Source organism: Amycolatopsis oliviviridis (assembly GCF_014654365.1).
Taxonomy (GTDB): domain Bacteria; phylum Actinomycetota; class Actinomycetes; order Mycobacteriales; family Pseudonocardiaceae; genus Amycolatopsis; species Amycolatopsis oliviviridis.
On the sequence record NZ_BNAY01000016.1, the window covers coordinates 100,334 to 119,547 of the forward strand.

Sequence of the window (19,214 nt, forward strand, 5' to 3'; positions counted from 1 at the left end):
ACCTGCACCGAGCTGCTCAGCGGCCCCCTTACCGGAAACCGCCTGTCAGGAAGCGTCGTCCTCGATGAACCCTTCGAGCTGCGAAGCGAGCAGCTCGACATAGGCGCCGTTGAGCGCGAGGAGTTCTTCGTGGGTCCCGGTTTCGGCGACCCGTCCCTCGGAGATCACGACGATCCGGTCCGCGGTGCGGATGGTGGAGAGCCGGTGGGCGATGACCAGGGTGGTGCGGCCGTGCCGGGCCTCGTCCATCGCCTCGGTCACCGCTTGTTCGCTGGCTGCGTCGAGGTTCGACACGGCTTCGTCCATCACCAGGATGGGAGCGTCCTTCAGCAGGGCGCGGGCGATCGCGATCCGTTGCCGTTGCCCGCCGGACATGAGCGCGCCGAGTTCGCCGGCGACGGTGTCGTAGCCGTTCGGCAGGGTGGTGATGAATTCGTGCGCCTGCGCGGCCCGGGCGGCGGTTTCGACCTCCTCGTCGGAGGCGTCGGCGCGGCCGAGGCGGATGTTGTCCCGCAGACTGGTGTTGAACAGGAAGGTGTCCTGCGGTACCAGGGTCATGAGGCCGCGCAGGTCCTCCTGCGGGAAGTCGCGGACATCGTGCCCGCCGACGGAAACCGACCCGTCGGTGACGTCCCAGAACCGCAGCAACAGGTTGGCACAGGTCGACTTCCCCGCGCCGGAACGTCCGACCAGTGCGACGGTTTCCCCGGGACGGATCTCGAAGTCGATCTCCCGCACGGCGGGACTCAGGTCACTCCGGTACGCGAAAGTCACGTCCGTGAAGCGGACATGCGGCACGATCGGCCCGTCCGGCGGCCTGCTGACCAGGTCGGTGACCGGGGCCGGCGCGTCGAGCAGCGTGTTGATGCGGTCCGCCGACGACGCGACCATGGACAGCTCTCGCGCGACCTCGGTCACTTTCAGCACCGGCAGCATCGCCATCCCGGCGAGCACGACGGCGACCGGGAAGAGCGAGCGGTCGAGCTCGCCCTCGATGACGAGCCACGCGCCCAGTACGAGTACCACGAGTATGCCCAGAAGGGCGATGGTGTCCGTGGCGGCGTACTCGATGCCGCTGCGGCGCCCGTGCGCGGCCTTCGCCTTCGCCAGCCGGGCGCTCTGTGTGCGCAGCAGCCCGAGCCGCTGGGCGTGCGCGCCGAAGTTCACGAGTTCGCGCAGTCCCTGGAAGGTGTCGGTGCTGTCGGCGCTCATCCGGCCGAGGGAGTCACGCAACTCGTTTCCGTGCAGTTCGGCCTGACGCCGCAACCATGCCGGGACCGACGCGAGCAGGATCAGGATCGGCACCAGAACACAGGCCAGCGACCAGTGGAACCACCCCAGCGCGACGGTGGTGGCCACCGGAACGGTCGACGCGACGGCCAGCGGGCTGAGGGTGTGCGCGAAGAACAGCTCGATCTGCTCGACGTCCGAGACCGCGGCCGAGCCGAGGTCACCGGAGCGCCGTTCGAGCATGTACCCGGGCGAGAGCCGTTCGAAAGCGGCGAACACCTTGGCCCGGGTGTCAGCCAAGGCGCGGAAGGCGGCGACGTGGGCGTAGGTGCTGTCGGCGATGCTCAGGACGACCAGCGGCAGGATGAGGCAACCGAGCGTGATCAGCCAGCCGGTGAGCTGATCCAGCGAGGCGCCCGAGGCGGCCCGCGCCACGACGTAAGCGCCGATTCCGGACGAGGCGAGCAAGAGCAGCTGGTGCAGCACCCCCGCCAGATAGGCCACCGTGATGAGCCTGCGGTGCTCGCCCAAGAGCGGCATCAGGCTTCGCAGCCTGGCGACCAGCGACAGGCCGGACGCTGGCGCGCTCGCGGCGCCGTGCCCGTGGGAGTGGCCGTGGCCGTGCTCGTGGACGTGGACGGTCGAGGTCATGCCGGCACTCCAGTCTGGGTCGCGACGAGTTCCGCGTAAAGGCCCTTGCGTGCCAACAGATCCGGGTGACTGCCGAACTCGGCCACCCGGCCGGAGTCCATCACCACGATCCGGTCGGCGTCGCGCACCGTGGACAGCCGGTGGGCGATGATGATCGTCGTACGGCCGCGGGTCAGGTCGCCGAGGGCTTGGGTGATCTCCGCTTCGTTGGCGGCGTCGATACTCGACGTCGGCTCGTCGAGGATGAGCACGGGAGCGTCCTTGAGCAGGGCACGCGCGATCGCGATGCGCTGCCGCTCGCCACCGGACAGTTTCAGGCCGCGTTCGCCGACGATCGTGTCGAACCCCTGGGGCAGACGGGAGATGAAGTCCACCGCCTGAGCCGCCGTCACCGCGCGACGGATCTCCTCGTCGGTGGCATCCGGTTTCGCCAGCAGCAGATTCTCCCGAACCGTGCCGTGGAACAGATAGGTGTCCTGCGCCACGACCCCGATCAACGATCGCAGGTTCGCCAGCGGGAACTCCGAGATCTCACGACCGTCGACGCGGATAGAGCCCGCGTCCACGTCGAAATAGCGCATCATCAGACCCAGCACGGTGCTCTTTCCCGCGCCGGAACGACCGACGATGGCCACCCGCTCCCCTGGCGCGACGTTCAGGTCGAACCCGTCCAGCGCCGGGACTTTCCGGGTCGGGTAGCAGAACCGGAGAGCGCGGAACTCCAAGCCGGGCGGATTCTGCCGCAGCTCCGGGATCGTCTCCGCCGTGTCCCGCGCGTCCGGCTCCAGGCGCAGCACGTCGGCGACCGCGCGTCCGGCCGGGATGGCGTAGTACGCCGAGTGGTAGGCCGCTTCGAGCTCGGTCATGGGCCGGAAAGTCTCGCGGGTCAGCATCAGGATCGTGAACAGTCCCGCGACGCTCACCGCGCCGGTCGCCGCGTGCCAGGCCCCCAGGCCCACGGCGGCGGCCGTGCCGATCGGCACCATCAGCGCGCCGATACTCGACGTGCCACACCAGGCGATCATCAGCCGGATGGAATCCCGGCAGAACGCCTCACCCCGTTCGACCATCTCCCGGCCGCGCCTGCCACTGGCGTTGAACGCCTTGAGCGTCCCCATCCCCTGCACCGCGTCCAGGCTTTCGGAATACATGCCGCGGTAGGACACCATCCAGCGCCCGCCACGTTCCCTGATCGCCTGTTCCCCGAACAACTTCGACAGCGGTGCCAGCAAAGCGCATACGAGCACGACGAGCCCCACCACCGGATCGACCGCGATCACGTACACCGAAGCCAGCCAGGACCCCAGCACGGACGCCACCACGGCGGGCACGAACCGGCCGACCAGCGGGTCGAGCAGCTCCACCGAGTCCACCAGAGTCGACTGAAGATCGCCGGTGCGCATCCGCTGTGCCTGGCCGGGCCCGATCTCCATCAGTTTGAGCGTCAGGCCTTCACGCACCGCCTCCTTCACCCGCGCCGACACCTTGGGCGCCCACCAGTCCCGCAGGACGATCAGGCCGATGCGGGCCAGCTGCAGCACGCCGATCACGGCCAACGACGCCAGCAGCCCGCCGATGTCACCCGAGGAGAACGCCTTCGACAGCAGGTCCGCGATCAGCAGGCCTTGACCGACATACGTGGCCGTGATCAGCAACATCAACCCGACGAGCCCGGCTATCTCCACCCAGGCTCGCGGACGCAAGCCCAGGAACAACTTGATCGTCGACCACACGGCCGCACCTCCACAAAGTCTCGTTCACGCTCGCCGGACTCACCCCGCAAAGCCTACAATGAAAACCGTTATCGATATCAGTCGGCACCACGCCTCGCGCGCGGATCCACGCCGCGGCATGCGTCAACCTTATTGATAACGATATTCATGTCAAGGTGCAGCCGGGTTTCGGGTTGCGCGGTGGCGAGCGCCGAGTCGAACACGTGGTCGCAGATCGTCCTGGATGCGGCGACGAAGTCGACCGCGAGCACGGCGTCCCGCGCGCTCAGCCCCACTTCGCGATCTCGCTCTGCGCCAACATCGGCTCCACAAGCCGAGCGTCGACGAGGCGCGGCTTCCGCATCGTGAAGTGGGACAACGGAATCCGCCGTCAGGCCGTCACGGGACGGGCGCGGCGGAGCCGGACGCTCTTGGTGGACAGGTAGCGGCGGCGGTCGATGATGAGGATGGAGACGAGGGCGCCGACGAGAAGCCATGTGGCGAGCTGGGCGATGCCGGTGGCCAGTCCGGTGCCGTCGGTAACCACGGCGCGGAGCAAATGATCTTCCAGGTCGGTTCGCGGGCGGTGAGGACCGCGTCGGGAACGGCTCGGGTCGCCGACCAGGTCCGGCCGTGAACTCCGGGGTCACGACGCACGGCGATGGAGCAGGAAGCGTAGGCCGAAGTTGTCCAGAGTCAGCGGCAGCTCATCTGGCGTCAGTGCGCTTCCGAGCAGCTGGATGTCGTGATCACGGACGAGGTTGGCCAGCAGCATCGAGGTCGTGAACAGCACGACGTTCCGCCCGGGGCACGCTCCAGGGCCGCCGCTGAACGGGACCAGGGCCGGATTGTCGGCCGCACGGCCGTCGAGCCAGATGTCCGGTTCGAAGCGGTCCGCATACGGCAACCGTTCAGCGTCTCGATGGAAGTACGGCGTGAACACCATGACCGTGGTGCGGTCCGGTCCCCACACCGTTTCGCCGCGGGTCTCCCGCAGCAGCGCGGGTTCCACCCCGACCTGCCGACCTGGGCGATGGACGGCGACGCGGACCTCCGGGCAGACCAGTCTCGCGATGACCTCGCCCGAGCGAGCGAAGATGACGGCGTAGTCAGCCTCCGGAGGGTGCGTTGCTGAGGTCGACAACGCAGAAGCGGTTGCCGTCCGGGTCCGCGAGAACGACGAAGTCCGGATTGGGCGGGTAGCGGTCCCACTCGACGTCGCTGGCCCCAAGGCTCTTCAGACGGGCGACCTCCGCTTCCTGCTCCGTCGCGGTGTCGACGAAGAGGTCGAGGTGAATTCGCGGATACGGCTCGATCGGCGATGCACTCGACATCAACCCCAAAACGCGACCGGACCCATCGGCGCGAACCAAGGTCCGCCAACCGTCACTCGCCCACTCGTCACTGGCCACGAGGTCCAACGCCGCGGTCCAGAACGCCACCGCCCGCGACAGATCCGATACGCCGATCACCGGCAACCCGAGCCTGAGCATGCCGACAGGCTAGCCAAGTTCCCGGGACGCTTTTGCTTGCCCGCGCTCCGGGCTGAACGGTGGGCGGCTATTCGGGGCCGGGTGTGGTGAAGGCGGTCCAGAGGCGTTCGGCGGCGTGGCGTGCTTCCGGTGTCGGGACGATGACCGGGATTCCCTCGGGCGTGGACTGGGGTGTGTGACCGAGGTGCTCGACAAGGGCGACGGCGAGGTCCCGGATCTTGACGTTGAATTCCTGGCTGGCCCGGCGCAGCGTGGCCCAGGCCTCCTCAGGGCCGCAGCGCCGGATACCGATGATCACGCCTTTGGCCTGTTCGATCGCGGCGCGGGAACGCAGCACCGCCATCATCTGCTCCGAACCGGCGGCGCCGTGCGCTTCGGCGACGACAAGCGTCGCGGTCACGACGGCCTCGTAACGGGTCAGCACCCGCAAAGCCTCGCTGGTGCCGGAATGATCCAGCGTGACGGACAGGACCAGGGCACTGTCTTCGTCGTAATAGCTCGGCAGTGCGGCGACACCGCGTACGTGGCGCCACGTCGAGGTCAGTTGCGGGAACTGCTCGGTGATCGAGTCGAGAGTCAGCTTCGGCCAGCGGGAGTCGGTGAACACGTTGTCGGTGACCGTGGGATCACTGGTGGCCGCGGCGTCGGGAATCGGGCCGCCGAACAGCTGGGTCTGGGCTGGAGCGAGATGGTCACCGATCCCGGTGGCGACCAGAACGGTGAGCGGTTCCCCGTGATGGGCGACGCTGAGCGCGGCACCGAGCGTGCCGGGGATGTCACCACTGACGCGATCGAGCAGGGTGCGCAACAGGACGGCGACGGGGATGTCATCCGCCGCCGAGCGCGGCATGGACACGGCCACCCCCTCACCTCCCGGACCGAACTCAGTCTGCCGTTTCGATCTTGCCAAAGACAGCGGGTGCTCGCCTCAGGTGGCGGTGACCTTCCGCCGCGGCGACGACGTCATCCTGCGTTCGAGGTTGAAGCAGCGAGCTGCAAGATGTAGCGCCGTTCTCCCCCGGGTGTGGTCAGTGCCTGCTGATGGCCAGCGCGCGTACTGCACAGAAGGTTACGTCGGCGGCGTCCACGATGAGGGCCGGCGGGCCGAGAGCGAGCTCGGAACCGAGGCAGTCGGCAAGCCGATCGGTGACGTTGAGATCGAGTTCTCCGGCGACGTCGAGCACGGTCGCGTCGCTGGTCGCGTTCACCTGGAAGCTCGGCGTCGGCCGGGAGAGATCAGGTGCGGCGAGTGCGGTCATGCGTGGCCTCCACGCTGCACGTGAGGCCAACTCCGGAGGGTGCACCGCTGGTCCCACGTCAGCTCGATATGCGGGCTGAAAGTGGTCAAGGTGCGCCAGCTACGGACTGAACCGCCCTCCTCAACCGTAAATCGGGCTTTGGCGACCCGCAGCCTGAGCAGTCGACAGCGGACCCTCACGATGAGGATCCCCAGCAGACCTCGGACATCGCAGCGGGCACGGTGATCGTCCCCGCGACCGGCGAACATACGAGGCCGGCCGCGTCAACGCTGTGGCTGATTGCGGTTCGAAGCCGGTCCTCGAACGATGAAGACGCCGGGCTAACGCGCTGCGATGAGTGCCTGCGGCGCGCTCTGCTTCATCCGGGTCCGAAGCCAGGTCAGCTGGCGGGCGGTGTCCTGTTCGCAGCTCTGGACGAGGTCCAGCAACTCCCGGTCGCGCAGCCCTTGCGCCGCCTGGCCGACCATGGTCCAGGTGACGTCGGTGAACGAAGCCAGCGCATAGAGGTCCTGCAGGTCGCGTAACAGCCCGACACCGCCGCTCCGAGTGGTCTCCAGGCCCGCGGCATGGAGGCGGTCGGGTTCCTGTTCACGCTGCTCGCCGTACCGCTCGACGATGGGGGTGAGGGCTTCGACCTGCCCGTCGAGTCGTCCGGCGAGCGTCGAGCACATGTGCTCGACGTCGGGTTCGTCGCCGTGGCCACGGCCGACCTCCCGGAACGCGTCGGCCAGGGTATTGAGCGAAGTGTGCAGAAGGCCGAGGTAGGTCGCGAGATGCATGGCTCAATCCCCCACCTTGGTGACCCGGACAGCGCTGAGCTTGAACAACGGCTGCTTGGACACCGGGTCCCATTCGGTCAGTGTCACTTCGTTCGCGGCACGCGTATGGCCACCTTCGCCGACGTCCCAGTAGCCGTAGTGAAAAGGCAGGAACACCACGCCGGGACGAACACGGCCGATCCTCGCCGTCACCTCGACCGCGCCGCGGACGGACTCGACGCGCACGAGAGCGCCGTCCGTCACCCCGAGGTCGGCGGCATCGGCGGCCGACAGTTCCGCCCACGGTTCCGGTGCCGCGCGACGCAGCTTCGGCGCGCGGCCCGTCTTCGTGCGGGTGTGGAAGTGATAGACGGTCCGCCCGGTCGTGCAGACGAACGGATAGCGCTCGTCCGGCTCTTCCGGTGGCGAGGTGTACTCCGCCGCCTTGAGGAACGCCCGGCCTTCCGGACGCTGGGCACGGTACCTCTCGGGTGAGACGGTGCCGCCGGTGAGCAGGTCGTGGCCGAAGTCCTCGCAAACGTCCGGATCCGTGGAGAACACGCCGTCGGTGTAGAGCCGCTCGGTGCCGTCCGGATGGTCTTTGTCGCAAGGCCATTGGATTCCGCTGCCACCACGAAGTTTTTCGTAGGACAGCCCGCTGTAGTCGCACAGCCTGCCCCGGCTGCACTCCTGCCAGGCCCGGAAAGCCTCCTCCGGGGTACGCCACGGAATCAGCGGATCACCGTCTCGGTCACGGAAGTCCATTCGCCGCGCGTAGTCGAGGAAGATGTCCAGGTCCGCGCGTGCCTCTCCGGGTGGTTCGACGGCTTTGTCCGAGAGATGCACCGTGCGGTTGACGTTGGTGAACGTCCCCTGCTTCTCGCCCCAGAACGCGGCGGGCAGGACGACGTCGGCGAACTCGGCCGTCTCCGTGCGGAAACCGTCCTGCACCACGACGAACAGGTCCTCTTTGCCCAGGATCTCCCGGATACGCGGCAGTTCGGGCATCGAGACCGCCGGATTGGTGGCCGATATCCACAGGAACCGGATCGAGCCTTGTTCGGCGTAGCGCCAGATCTGCATCGCGTGAGTGGGCGGCGACCAATGCGGGATGGTCATCGGGTCGACGTTCCACAGTTCGGCCAGCTGCCGGATGTGCTCGGGGTTCTCCCAGTTCCGGAACCCCGGCAAGTCACCGTCGGCGCCGCACTCGCGGGTGTTCTGGGCGGTGGGTTGGCCGTTCATCTGAAGGACCCCGCAACCGGGCCGCCCGATCATTCCCCGCAGCAGATGCAGGTTGTTGACCTGGCAGGACGCCGCCGTCGCCTGGTGCGACTGGTAGAACCCTTGCAAGACGGTCGAAAGCACGTGCCGTGTGGTGCCGAAGATCTCCGCGGCCCGTACCAGCGCGGCGGGTTCGATCCCGCATACCTCGGCCACATGCCGGGGCGTGTACGGCTCGACCGTCGCTTCGAGATCGTCGAAGCCGATGGTGTGCGCGGCGACGTAGTCCTCGTCGATCCGCTTGTTGACGATCAGCTCGCGGAGCAGGCCGTTCATCAGCGCCTGGTTCGTGCCGGGCAGCGGGGCCAGGTGCACGCCGCCGGACCCCGTCGCCGCCATGGCGACCTTCGTTTCGCGAGGGTCGACGGCGACGACGACCGGCGGCTCAGGCCCGGCCAGCCGGTCCAGCACGCGCGACCACAGCACGGTCTGTGTCTCGGCCATGTTGTGCCCGAAAAGGAAAAGAGCTTCACAGTGGTCGATGTCGGCATACGTGCCGGGCTGACCGTCGGAGCCGAAACTCTCCTTCATCGCGGCCGCCGCTGTCGCCGTGCACAGCCTGGTGTTGCCGTCCATATGCGGCGTGCCGAGACCGGCCTTCCCGATGACCCCGAGGGTGTAGTACTCCTCCAGGAACAGCTGCCCGCTGGTGTAGAAGCCGTGCGACAGCGGCCCCGTATCCGCCAGCAGCTTCTTCGAACGCCGCACGATCAGGTCCATCGCGGTGTCCCAATCGGACTCCACCAGCTCGCCGTCGCGCCGGATCAACGGCCGGGTCAAGCGGTCCTCGCCGTTCCACTGCCACGATCCGTACAGGCCTTTGGGGCCCATCCTCCCGTGGTTGACCAGATCGTCCGCACGGCCGCGCACACCGACCATGCGCCCGTCCTTGACGGCGATGTCGCAGGCGCACCCGTTGCTGCACAGCACACAGGCCGACTGGACCCAGGAATCCACATCGGACTCTTCCAGCCCTCGCGCGAGCTGGAGATCCACCCGTCGGGGCCACACCGTGTCGCGCGAGTACGGAGTCCGTGTCCCCCAAACCTGTTCGATTCGATCGGCCATATTCGCGCGATACCCAGCCCGACAGGCCGCCAAACCGACCTCTCGCTCCGGCGCGCCGCCCTTTGTGACCCTCATTCGGTTCCGCTGCTCCCCTGCGCGATGGCAATTCGCCCCAGTTATCCCCTCAGGCCACTGGAGCGGTCCCACAACGCTTCGACTACCACCCTGGTGATCGTGGGCCGGACTGCTCAAGGCGTGAACCGAAGAATCGCGCCTACTCCTTCCGCCAGTCCTTCGCCACTGACGGGGACGACATCCGCGCCTTCGACCAGCGCTGCCGCCGGAAGAGCCTCGTCCGCGCGGTGATCCGTCGGGGACTCCGCCTCCGAAAACCGGAGGTCTTCCTTCGCGATCGCGACCTGGGTCGGGTCGTCCGCCGTCCAGACGATGCGATCGAGCAGCGAATCGCCGTCGATCAGCAGGGTTTCGACGGCACCCGATCGCAGTGCCGCCGCGGTCCGCGCGAGCCCATCCGCGGCCAAGCCGTTGTCACGGCCCTGTTCGGTGCGGAACCGATCGATCACGTCCTGCCGACGGCTTTCCGCGTGCTCGGCCAGCACCCGGCGCACCTCGGATTCCAGCGCGTCCGGGTCACTGCCGGAGGCCCGGCTTCCTTCTTCGAGCTCGACGACTTTCTCTTTGCCCCTGGGCGGAAGTTCGTCGCGTACGAGCGCTCGCGCCTGTACCTCGCCCGCCAGGATCAGTACCTCGGCCCTGGTGGAGTCGGCCAGCTCCACCGCCGCCCGGGCCACCTCTGCGGCATTGCGTTCGACGACCGCCTCCACCCGGCGTTGAATGCTCCAATAGGCCGAGCCGCCGCCCCGCACCTTGTGCACCGGGTGGTCCTCACCCTCGACGGTCCGGCGTTCGGCACCTTCCTGGTCGAACCCGAAGAGATCCGCTCCTGTCTTGTCCGCCACGACGACCACATGCGGCACGACAGCCGGGGTGAGGCGGAGGAGCGGAAGCAAGTACGGCTGCCGCGCGACCCGGGCGACTTCGCGGAAGGGCGGCGCCGTCAATTGCTCGTCGAGCAGGACTTCGTCGCCGGTCGCGATCAAGGCTCGTCCGGCCTTGCCCTGAGCGGGTGGAGCGTCGGCCACCGCGGCGTCAAGTGCGGCGAGCGTTCGCTTCTCCGCACCCTCCTCCACCAGCCGCTCACGAATCGAACGCCAACGAAGGTCCAGCTGTCCGACGGCGTCCTCGGTGTCGTGCGAGTTGTCGAAATACACCGACGCGAAGGGACCTTCACGTCCGACTACCTCTCGGAGCGTTGCACTGTGCACGTCGTCTCCTGCCTCCTCGGGTCCGCTGTCGATCTTCGGGTACCCGAGAAGAGCCCGCCGAATCATCGCCGACGTGACGATCGCGATCAGCAGGCTGAAGCCCACCGGCACCTCGCTGAGCAAGCAGGCCAAACTGCGTGAGCACCAGGAGATCAGTGGCTCCGCCGCTCCCGATCCGGGACCATCGCCTGGTCAGTGGCCTGCCCAGCCGCCTTGGTGCTCGGCGGTGTCCACATCGGACTCCGAGGTCGCCTTGTGCGCCAGTGCAGCCACGGTCTCCTCCAGCCCGCGCTGGACTTCCTCATCGTCGGCGTCACGGACGCTGTGCAGAGTGACCGTGAGGCGGCACGCCGCCGGACCGGCGTCGTCGATCGACAACTCCCCCTGATAGTCATGCGGCCCTTGAGCACCCCAGCGCAGTGTACGGTCGCCCTCGTCCACCTTCAGCCACGCTTCGCCCTCCACACGCTCACCGTGGACATCGGCCTCGACGTGGACCACATCGCCGCCCTCGAGTTCGGCCTGACTCATCTGCGGGAAGTACCGAGGCAGATTCCGCGGCTCGCGCAGGTACGCGAACAGGTCGGCGGCGGGCATCTCGATGGTGGCGGTGTGGCGGTAGTCGCTCATACCCCCGGATACCCGTCATTCCGGCCGTGAATCCCATGGACGCGGCGCGCCCTGATGAATCGGAGCGGACGTAACGGAACCGTCAGCGCCGGCGCAGGAGGTAGGCGATCGCGAAACCGAGCGCGGCACCGCCGAGAACGTCGGTGGTCCAATGAATGTAGGTCCTCATCCGGCCGTAGCAGACCAGCACGCCCACCGGAACGACGAACACTCCCGCTCTCGGTGATCGCAGGGTCACGGCGACCGTGAAGGCCGCCGCCGTCGCCGCATGCTTCGACGGGAACGACGACGAACTCGGCTGTTCGGGCAACGACTCCCGGGCAGGCAGGTCGCGGGCAGGCGGACGCGGTCGCCGGACGAGGGCGCTGAGCAGGTGACCGCACGCCATACCGGCTCCCGCTGCGACGAGGCCGCGTCCGGCCGCACGTCGGGCGCCGCCACCACGAGCGGCGAGCAAGGCCGCTATGACGAGCCACAGGAACCCGCCACGCGCGGCCGTCGTCGTCGCGACCAGGACGGGATGTGCACGAGAGGTCGGCACCACGCCCGCATCCAGGTCGCGCAGCACCCGCTCGACTTTCGCCCAAGCCAACTTCTGTACCTCCTCCTGCCGGGTCTGGTTACCCCGTTCGCAGGAAGGTCACACCTCACGCACGATCGACGAGGTGGGCGATCTCCTCGATCGCGAGCCGGGCCTCCGGGATAGAGGCGAGCATCCACGCGTGGATCATGCCCTCGTACTCGTGGTAGCCGAGCCGGACGCCTTGTTCGGTGCAGAGAGTTCGCAGCCTGCGGGCGTCGGAGAGCAGGACGTCTTTGGTACCGATATAGACGGTCATCCTGCCGAGCCCGCCGAGGTCACCGCCGGTCGGGCTCAGCCGGGAGTCCGCCCGGGGCAGCGATCCACTGTAGAGCTTTGCCGCCTCGTCGAGCCCGGTGAGCGCGAGGTACGGGTCGCGCCGGTCCAGCGCGGGCTGGGCCGGGTGGCTCATTGTGAGGTCCAGCCACGGTGAGAGCAGCACGATCTCCTTCGGGACCGGCCGCCCGTCGTCCCGCAAGGACTTCGCGAGCGCGAGCGCGATCCCGGCGCCGGCGGAGTCTCCCATGACGACTTGATCCTCCGGTTCGATCCCCGCGGCGAACTTGTCGTACGCGCGGCGGGCGAACTCGGTGGTTTCGGGGACCTGATGGTTCGGCGCGAGCGGGTAGATCGGCACGGTCACCGTGCATCCGGTCCGATCGATCAGTCTGCCGAAGAAGCGCCAGTGATCGTGCTGAATCTGATGAACATAGGCGCCACCGTGAAAGTACAGCACCTGCTTGCCGACCCCGGGGTCCCGGCGCCGGATCGTGTAACAGGGCCGTCCGTCCACTTCGGACCTCCGGACGTCGAACCGGCGCCGGATCGACCGGATCGGGCCGAGGTCACCCTTTCGCTGGCTGCGCGCGATGCTCCGACGGAACCGGTCGAGTTCGGCATAGGTGCGCTTCCGGTTCGTGAGGCGCAACCAGGCGAGGAGCGCCTTCGCCGCGAGGCTGGTCCTAGACCTGGTCACGGGACACCGTCCGATGCCAGTTGCGGGAAAACGTCCTTCGCTCTCCCTCATAGCCATCGAGCCGGGCATCGATCACGAACTCGTCGGGAGTGCAGGAAACGCGCGTCCGGGTTTCAGACCTGGCTTCCCAGTCACCGCGAGCGAAGGTCATCGACCACGCGGTCTCCGCGACCGGGGAGCAGAAGTCGTCGGCCATCGACGAGTACGTCTCGACCACGTTCCTGGTGACGTCGAGATCGATGTCGTCGAACCGGACCTTGCCCTCGTTCTTCACGATTTCGAGCGTCGACCGGTAGTCGATCAGGTCGCGTGACACGGTCCAGCGCTGCTCCCCCGGCTCGATCTGCGTCGCGGGCAGCGGCTCCGCGCCCTCCGGCTCATCGAACGGCCGTGCCGGGACTTCGTCCGCTTCGGCCATCGGCCGGACCGGCAGGGTGAGCGCGCTCCGTCCGGTGTGGACGGTAACCATCGCCGGTTCCGGCGGCGGCCACGCCAGTGGCCAGTATGACGACGAGATCGACAGCCGGATCCGGTGCCCGGCCGGGAACGCCTGCGCGACGGCGTTGAGCTCGACCCGTACCCGATAACGTTTGCCCGGCTCCAAGGGCTCCGGTTCGTCGTGCCCGTCGCGGTGGGTCAGGTTCAGCAGGCCGTAGGTCACGCGGGTGGCCCGGCCGTCCGGCGCGACGTCGGACAGCCGGACGGCGACCTGGGCCACCGGTTTGTCCGCGGAGACCTCCAGATCCACCACCGGTGAACCGAGGATCTCGCACGGCTCGGTCAGCTCGTCGGTGTCGAACACGAGCGAACCGCCGTCCTCTTCACGCTGGTCGTAAGGGAGATCGGGTGGCGCACTGTAGGACGCCCACTTTCCGGCGAACTGACCGACGGACAGCGGGGACGCCACCGACAGGCTTTCCTCCGAAACCTCCTCGCCGGGACGGGCGATCCGGTGCGGGGCGAGGGGATGTTCGGACGGGTGCACATGCGGTGACGGCCAGGCCGGCTCGCCGACCCAGCGACCGGGCCGGTCCTCGTAGGCCGTCGAAGGCGGCACGCTGTCCTGCATCCAGGTCTGGAGCATCGGCCCGTCCATCGCACCGTTCTCGACGTCTTTCAGCCAGTGGTCCCACCAACGCACAAGTTCCTGCAGATAGCCGATCGCGGGTCCCGGCTGCCCCAGGTGCGGGTACTTGTGCGACCACGGCCCGATGAGCCCGCGGCGCGGCACGTCCAAGTTGGCCAGCAGGCGGGAAACGGCGTTCGAGTAGCCGTCCGCCCAGCCGCTGGAGGCGAGCACCGGCACCTGGACGTCGCTGTAGTTCTCGCAGACCGACGCGTGCCGCCAGTAGTCATCGCGGCGCTGGTGACTCAGCCATTCTTCTACCCAGAGCGTGCAGTTCTCCAGCCGTTCGTGCCACAGCTCCCGCCACCGGTCACCCGCGAGCGCCGGATCGGGCGGCAACGTGGCGTAGGCGAACATCGTGGACGCCTCGGCGACGTTGTCCGACAGCAGGCAGCCGCCCATGTAGTGCATGTCGTCGGCGTACCTGTCGTCGGTGAAGGACGAGATCGCGATCGCGGCCAGACTGGGCGGTTTGCGCGCGGCGACCTGCAGGGCGGCGAAACCGCCCCAGGAGATCCCCATCATCCCGGTCCGGCCGGTGCACCATGGTTGCGCGGCGATCCACTCCAGGACTTCTTCCGCGTCCTGCTGTTCCCGTTCCAGGTACTCGTCGGCGAGTACGCCCTCGGACTCTCCCGAACCTCGGATGTCCACCCGGACACAGGCGTACCCGTGTCCCGCTAGATAAGGATGGTGGATCGAGTCCCGCACCGAGGTCAGGTCACGATGCCGGTACGGGATGTACTCCAGGATCGCCGGAACCGGTTCGGTGTCCGAAGCGGCCGGACGCCAGATCCTCGCCGAAAGCCGGACGCCGTCGGACATCGGGATCCACACGTGGTCGTCCCCGGTGATCTCGTACGGCAGCGAAGCCACCGTCCGCATGCGCTATCCCTCCTCGAATTCGAACCGCAGCGCTTCCACGCAACGCCGGTATTTCGCCTTCATCTCCCGTTCGGTCTGCCCCGCGACGAAGAGGTGAGCGAGTTCGTAGCTGTAGCTGTCCTGTTCGGGCAGCTCCGAAAGCAGAACGCCTTCCTGCGCCACCACTTCGATCTTCACTCCAGGGATCTCCGACCGCAGTGTGGCGATCTCCGCGCGGGTCGGCACCCGGGTGACGAGCGCGTCCTCGAAGCGGCGGTAGTACCACTTGCCCGCGATCTGGTAGTTGCCGCGGCGGCGTCGTTCGCCGGGATCCACACCGAGACCCAGCCGCAGCATGATCTGATGGTTGGGTGAACCGTCGACGTATTCGAAGAGTTCGGCATGCGATTGCGAGTGCCGAGGGTTGATCTCCAGCAGGCAGACCTGCCCGGACTCGGGGTGACAGAAGAATTCGATGCTGAACGTGCCGTTGTCAAAGCCGATTTGTTCCATCACACGAACCGAGATCTCGGTCATCCGGCGGACGGCGTCATCAGGCAGTTGCGACGGGTACTGATGTCTTTCGAAGCAAGGTGAGCCATCGTAGTTGATCGAGTCGAGCACCCCGTACACGATGGCGCGTCCATTGTGGACAAATCCCTCGGTCGCGGCCTGGACGCCGTTCAGCTCGCCTTCCGCGAGGCACGCGGCACCTCCGACGTCGGCCACTTCGGCGGGAAGCCTGACCTTGCCGAGAACGAGGTCGAAGGGGTCACCGACGCGGCCTACGCCTTCCCGGATCTCGGCGACGGCCTTCTCGAACTCGGCTTCATCGGTGACGTGGAAGGCGAGTTCGGACGAGAAGGACTTCACCGGCTTGAGCCACATGGGGTAGCCGACTCCCTCAGGTGGACGAGGGTTCTCGTCGTCCAGATCGACGATGCCGAACGCGGGTACTTCGTCGATGACCTTCGACTGTTCGAGGCGGCTCCAGTACTTGTGCTCGCATTTGAGCACGGCTTCGAGCGACACACCGGGTAGACCGTACTTCTCGCACAGCATCGCCACCATCGTCGAGGACGGGAAGTCCCAATAGCTGACGATCGCGTCGACGGAGCCGTCGAAGGCGTCCAAGACCGCTTGCGCCTTTTCCATGAGTTCGGTGATCCGGATCTCTCCGTGCTGAAGTTCCTCGACCGACAACAAGGGGTGGAAGCGGTACCACTCCGCGCCCGTTATGCGTCGCAGTACCTCTTCGTTGCCCTCGTCGAGGCCGATCACGAAGATGTTCTTCTCCGGGGACCTGGGGGCTGTGTTCATGGCCGACGGCTACCCGTTCGAGTGCACGCGAAAACCCGGCCAGCGCTGGTTTGCCCGCACGATCGCACGGGAATCCGCGCGTCATGAACGAGTTGCCCGGCACACGTTCCCTGTGGCTCGACACCGCTCCCGCCCCCGATCGGAGCGGGACACCGTTGCCTCCGGAGGCCGACGTCGCCGTCCTGGGTGGCGGCATCGCGGGACTCACCACGGCGTACCGGCTCGCGAGGGCGGGGCGTTCGGTGCTGGTCCTCGAAGCAGGCCGACTGGCGGCGGGCGTGTCCGGGCACACCACCGCCAAGCTCAGCACCCAGCACGGTCTCAAGTACGCGTCCCTGGCCAAGACCAAGGGGACCGAGGCTGCCGCAACGTACGCGTACAGCCAAGCCGCCGCTCTCGACTGGATCGCGGCCGCGTCGGCCGAACTCGGCATCGACTGCGGTTTCACCCGCGCCGACAGCTTCGTCTACACGACCAACCCCGGAACCGTGGAAAGCCTTGAGCGTGAAGCGGAAGCGGCCGCCGAAGCCGGTCTGCCCGCCACCTACGTCACCGACGTGGAGCTCGACGTCCCGGCGCTCGGCGCGGTCAAGTTCGCTTCCCAGGCCCACTTCCACCCGCGACGCTGGTTGCTCGGGCTCGCCGAAGAGATCGAAAAGGCGGGCGGCACGATCGTGGAAGGCGTCCGCGCCGAGGGGGTCGACGAACTCGGCGGCACGAGGGTGCGGACCAGTGGCGGCGAGGTACGTGCGGACGAAGTCGTGGTGGCGACGCACTACCCGGTTCTCGACCGGGGACTGTACTTCGCCCGGCTCGATCCGGTGCGCGACCTGGTGGTCGCCGGACCGGTCGAAGCGAACCTTCCCCCGCAAGGGATGTACCTCGACGCCGACACTCACCACTCCGTGCGGAGTTACCTCAACGACGGCGTCCCTTATGCGATCGCGGGCGGCGAGCACTACCGCGTCGGTGATTCCGTCGACGTCGAAAGTCGTTACGAGCGCTTGGCTTCATGGGCCGGCGATCACGCCGGTGTGCGGCGGGTGACGCACCGATGGTCCGCCCATGATCTGTCCACCCTGGACTCAGTGCCTTACGTGGGGCGATACCATCCCGCGAGCCGTCACCTCTGGGTCGCCACCGGCTTCGGGCAATGGGGCATGACCGGCGGGACGGCCGCCGGACTGCTGCTGGCGGATCTCCTGACCGGCCGGGACAATCCGTCGGCGGATCTGTACGACCCGAACCGGTTCGACCTCCGGTCCGCGATCTCCACCGTGGAGAACAACGCCACCGTGGCCAAGTTCCTGGTCGGCGATCACCTCAGCGCGTTGCGGAAGCCCGCCTCATTGGACGACCTCGTTCCCGGCGAGGCCAAGGTGACCCGGGAGGGAGGCGAACTCGTCGCCGCCTACCGTGATCCCGCCGGGGAGCTGCACGCCGTCGGCGCCCACTGCACCCACCTCGGCTGCCTGGTCGCGTTCAACAACGCCGAAAAGAGCTGGGATTGTCCCTGCCACGGCGCGCGGTTCGGCCTGGACGGGTCGGTGATCCAAGGTCCGGCCGTCCGCGCGCTGCCGAAGAAGCGGGTGTGATGATGATCGGGATCGGGGTCGAGGAGGAGTTCCTGCTGGTCGACCCGAGAACCGGGGTGAGCTGTCCGCGCGCCGAGGCGGTGATCGCGCGGCACCGCACCTGCTGCACGCTGCCGGACGGCGCAGTTGTGCACCGGGAGCTGCGGCCGACAAAGGTCGAGTCCGTGTCGGGTGTCTGCGGCACGGCCGACGAGCTGTACGAACATCTGACGGCGGGACGGCGCACGATCGCCGAGGCGGCCGCCGGGGAGGACTGCGCCATCATCGCTTCAGGCACACCACTGCGGCCTTCACTTGATCGGGGGTACGGCTGTGGCTGTCACGTTCACGTCGACGTGCCCGATCGGGACACCGCGGTCGCCGTCGTCAACCACCTCGCCGAATGGCTCCCCATACTGCTGGCGTTGTCGGCGAATTCCCCTTTCGAGGGCGGGCACGACACCGGCTACGAAAGCTGGCGGACGGTGGAGCGAAGCCGCTTCCCCGGTTCGGGCCTCCCGCCCCATTTCACCGACGCCGCCGACTACGACCGGCAGATCGACCGCCTGGTGGACTGCGGCGTGCCGGCCGACGCCGACCAGGCGTTCTGGCTCGCCAGGCCGTCTTCACACCGGCCGACGGTCGAGGTCCGCGCGGCCGACACGGCATCCACAGTGGACGAGGCCGTCCTGCAAGGACTCCTGACCCGTGCGCTGGTACTCACCGCGCTCGACGACCTCGACCACGGCGCCGAGGCCATGCCGCTGGATCCGCAGGTCGCCGCTGCCGCCGTCTGGTCGGCCGCCCGCCACGGCCTCACCGGCCCGGCCATCGACCCGGTGGCGGGCAAACCCGTGCCCGCCGCCGATCGGATGGCCGCGCTCCTGGGGTATGTCCGGCAGGCGTTGGAGGACACCGGTGACGCAGCTCTGGTGCGCACGCTGCTCGATCGGCTGGAGCGGGAGGGTACCGGCGCCGAACGGCAACGCCGGGCCGCCGCGGACGGTGAGATCGCGGTGTTGCGGATGCTGACCGAAGAGACGGTTCCGCACCCGTAGAGCGGGTATCCCGCGAACCTGACGACGACCGATCTGGTGACCGCGGCGACGCTGCCCGAGATCCGAGGCCCGCTTTCGGCCGCCGTGGTGGATACCCTGGCGGGCGGCCGCCGCGACGACCTCGCGCCGATTCCGTCTCGTCGTTTCGCCCGCACCACACCGGGTATCGCTTGAGGGTTCGCGAAAATCATCGTCGAGTTCGAGGAGATTTCGCCATGACCCGAACCACCACGGCCACCAGGACCGCCCGGACGCCCGCACAGCTGACCGCGGCCGCCGTCGGAGTGGTGTTCCTGCTCGTCGGCATCGCCGGCTTCATCCCAGGCCTCACCACCGACTACGACC

At 67.7% G+C, this 19,214-nt stretch carries 20 protein-coding genes; 4 read left to right on the forward strand and 16 right to left on the reverse strand.

All coding sequences use genetic code 11. The annotated features are described in order from the left end of the window. Nucleotides 1–45 precede the first annotated feature (45 nt). From IE302_RS41270 to IE302_RS41345, 16 genes are all read right to left on the reverse strand, one after another. Nucleotides 46–1,881, reverse strand: coding sequence for an ABC transporter ATP-binding protein (locus IE302_RS41270; protein WP_191259898.1), 1,836 nt, complete (start codon nt 1,879–1,881; stop codon nt 46–48). Beyond that, nucleotides 1,878–3,614: an ABC transporter ATP-binding protein gene (locus IE302_RS41275; protein WP_191259899.1), complete on the reverse strand. Its 1,737-nt coding sequence runs from the start codon at nt 3,612–3,614 to the stop codon at nt 1,878–1,880. The genes IE302_RS41270 and IE302_RS41275 overlap by 4 nt, the downstream gene beginning before the upstream one ends. A gap of 77 nt (nt 3,615–3,691) precedes the next feature. Next, nucleotides 3,692–3,889, reverse strand: a complete 198-nt coding sequence (locus tag IE302_RS41280; protein ID WP_191259900.1) for a hypothetical protein — start codon at nt 3,887–3,889, stop codon at nt 3,692–3,694. 95 nt (nt 3,890–3,984) lie between these two features. Then, nucleotides 3,985–4,140, reverse strand: a complete 156-nt coding sequence (locus tag IE302_RS41285; RefSeq protein ID WP_191259901.1) for a hypothetical protein — start codon at nt 4,138–4,140, stop codon at nt 3,985–3,987. A gap of 99 nt (nt 4,141–4,239) precedes the next feature. After that, nucleotides 4,240–4,737: a cytochrome P450 gene (locus tag IE302_RS42985; protein WP_229908323.1), complete on the reverse strand. Its 498-nt coding sequence runs from the start codon at nt 4,735–4,737 to the stop codon at nt 4,240–4,242. After that, complete coding sequence (locus IE302_RS41295; RefSeq protein ID WP_191259902.1) at nt 4,703–5,086, reverse strand: VOC family protein; 384 nt, start codon at nt 5,084–5,086, stop codon at nt 4,703–4,705. The genes IE302_RS42985 and IE302_RS41295 overlap by 35 nt, the downstream gene beginning before the upstream one ends. 67 nt (nt 5,087–5,153) lie before the next feature. Beyond that, nucleotides 5,154–5,948, reverse strand: coding sequence for an ANTAR domain-containing protein (locus IE302_RS41300; protein ID WP_229908325.1), 795 nt, complete (start codon nt 5,946–5,948; stop codon nt 5,154–5,156). A 166-nt stretch (nt 5,949–6,114) separates the two neighbouring features. Next, nucleotides 6,115–6,345, reverse strand: coding sequence for an STAS domain-containing protein (locus IE302_RS41305; protein ID WP_191259903.1), 231 nt, complete (start codon nt 6,343–6,345; stop codon nt 6,115–6,117). 320 nt (nt 6,346–6,665) lie between these two features. Continuing rightward, a complete protein-coding gene (locus IE302_RS41310) occupies nt 6,666–7,124 on the reverse strand; it encodes a hypothetical protein (RefSeq protein ID WP_191259904.1) in 459 nt (152 codons plus the stop codon). A 3-nt stretch (nt 7,125–7,127) separates the two neighbouring features. Further along, on the reverse strand, nt 7,128–9,455 hold the full coding sequence (locus tag IE302_RS41315; RefSeq protein ID WP_191259905.1) for a molybdopterin oxidoreductase family protein: 2,328 nt from the start codon (nt 9,453–9,455) through the stop codon (nt 7,128–7,130). A 188-nt stretch (nt 9,456–9,643) separates the two neighbouring features. Continuing rightward, nucleotides 9,644–10,864: an Rv2629 family ribosome hibernation factor gene (locus tag IE302_RS41320; RefSeq protein ID WP_191259906.1), complete on the reverse strand. Its 1,221-nt coding sequence runs from the start codon at nt 10,862–10,864 to the stop codon at nt 9,644–9,646. 69 nt (nt 10,865–10,933) lie between these two features. Further along, nucleotides 10,934–11,371: an SRPBCC family protein gene (locus tag IE302_RS41325; RefSeq protein ID WP_191259907.1), complete on the reverse strand. Its 438-nt coding sequence runs from the start codon at nt 11,369–11,371 to the stop codon at nt 10,934–10,936. Nucleotides 11,372–11,453: 82 nt separating this feature from the next. Continuing rightward, complete coding sequence (locus IE302_RS41330; RefSeq protein ID WP_229908327.1) at nt 11,454–11,963, reverse strand: phosphatase PAP2 family protein; 510 nt, start codon at nt 11,961–11,963, stop codon at nt 11,454–11,456. Nucleotides 11,964–12,018: 55 nt separating this feature from the next. Next, entirely contained in the window at nt 12,019–12,927 is a 909-nt protein-coding gene (locus IE302_RS41335; RefSeq protein WP_191259908.1) for an alpha/beta hydrolase fold domain-containing protein, read from the reverse strand. Next, nucleotides 12,914–14,938: a CocE/NonD family hydrolase gene (locus tag IE302_RS41340; RefSeq protein ID WP_191259909.1), complete on the reverse strand. Its 2,025-nt coding sequence runs from the start codon at nt 14,936–14,938 to the stop codon at nt 12,914–12,916. Before IE302_RS41340 ends, IE302_RS41335 begins: the two co-directional genes overlap by 14 nt. A gap of 3 nt (nt 14,939–14,941) precedes the next feature. Next, on the reverse strand, nt 14,942–16,237 hold the full coding sequence (locus IE302_RS41345) for an ATP-grasp domain-containing protein (protein ID WP_191259910.1): 1,296 nt from the start codon (nt 16,235–16,237) through the stop codon (nt 14,942–14,944). An 83-nt stretch (nt 16,238–16,320) separates the two neighbouring features. Here IE302_RS41345 and IE302_RS41350 point away from each other — a divergent pair, with 83 nt between their 5' ends. From IE302_RS41350 to IE302_RS41365, 4 genes are all read left to right on the forward strand, one after another. Beyond that, nucleotides 16,321–17,832: an FAD-dependent oxidoreductase gene (locus IE302_RS41350; protein ID WP_191259911.1), complete on the forward strand. Its 1,512-nt coding sequence runs from the start codon at nt 16,321–16,323 to the stop codon at nt 17,830–17,832. Next, nucleotides 17,832–18,869 carry a carboxylate-amine ligase gene (locus IE302_RS41355; RefSeq protein ID WP_191259912.1) on the forward strand — a complete coding sequence of 346 codons (1,038 nt, stop codon included), beginning with the start codon at nt 17,832–17,834 and terminating at the stop codon, nt 18,867–18,869. The genes IE302_RS41350 and IE302_RS41355 overlap by 1 nt, the downstream gene beginning before the upstream one ends. A 36-nt stretch (nt 18,870–18,905) precedes the next feature. Further along, nucleotides 18,906–19,043: a hypothetical protein gene (locus tag IE302_RS42990; protein WP_229908329.1), complete on the forward strand. Its 138-nt coding sequence runs from the start codon at nt 18,906–18,908 to the stop codon at nt 19,041–19,043. A gap of 41 nt (nt 19,044–19,084) precedes the next feature. Further along, the coding region (locus IE302_RS41365) for a DUF4383 domain-containing protein (protein WP_191259913.1) at nt 19,085–19,214 on the forward strand (130 nt) is incomplete at its 3' end.

Coding starts and splice junctions, on each gene's coding strand:
- IE302_RS41350 (WP_191259911.1), top strand. CDS start 16,321: ATGAACGAGTTGCCCGGCACACGTTCCCTGTGGCTCGACACCGCTCCC.
- IE302_RS41270 (WP_191259898.1), bottom strand. CDS start 1,881: ATGACCTCGACCGTCCACGTCCACGAGCACGGCCACGGCCACTCCCAC.
- IE302_RS41340 (WP_191259909.1), bottom strand. CDS start 14,938: ATGCGGACGGTGGCTTCGCTGCCGTACGAGATCACCGGGGACGACCAC.
- IE302_RS41295 (WP_191259902.1), bottom strand. CDS start 5,086: ATGCTCAGGCTCGGGTTGCCGGTGATCGGCGTATCGGATCTGTCGCGG.
- IE302_RS41355 (WP_191259912.1), top strand. CDS start 17,832: ATGATGATCGGGATCGGGGTCGAGGAGGAGTTCCTGCTGGTCGACCCG.
- IE302_RS41310 (WP_191259904.1), bottom strand. CDS start 7,124: ATGCATCTCGCGACCTACCTCGGCCTTCTGCACACTTCGCTCAATACC.
- IE302_RS41305 (WP_191259903.1), bottom strand. CDS start 6,345: ATGACCGCACTCGCCGCACCTGATCTCTCCCGGCCGACGCCGAGCTTC.
- IE302_RS41325 (WP_191259907.1), bottom strand. CDS start 11,371: ATGAGCGACTACCGCCACACCGCCACCATCGAGATGCCCGCCGCCGAC.
- IE302_RS41345 (WP_191259910.1), bottom strand. CDS start 16,237: ATGAACACAGCCCCCAGGTCCCCGGAGAAGAACATCTTCGTGATCGGC.
- IE302_RS41315 (WP_191259905.1), bottom strand. CDS start 9,455: ATGGCCGATCGAATCGAACAGGTTTGGGGGACACGGACTCCGTACTCG.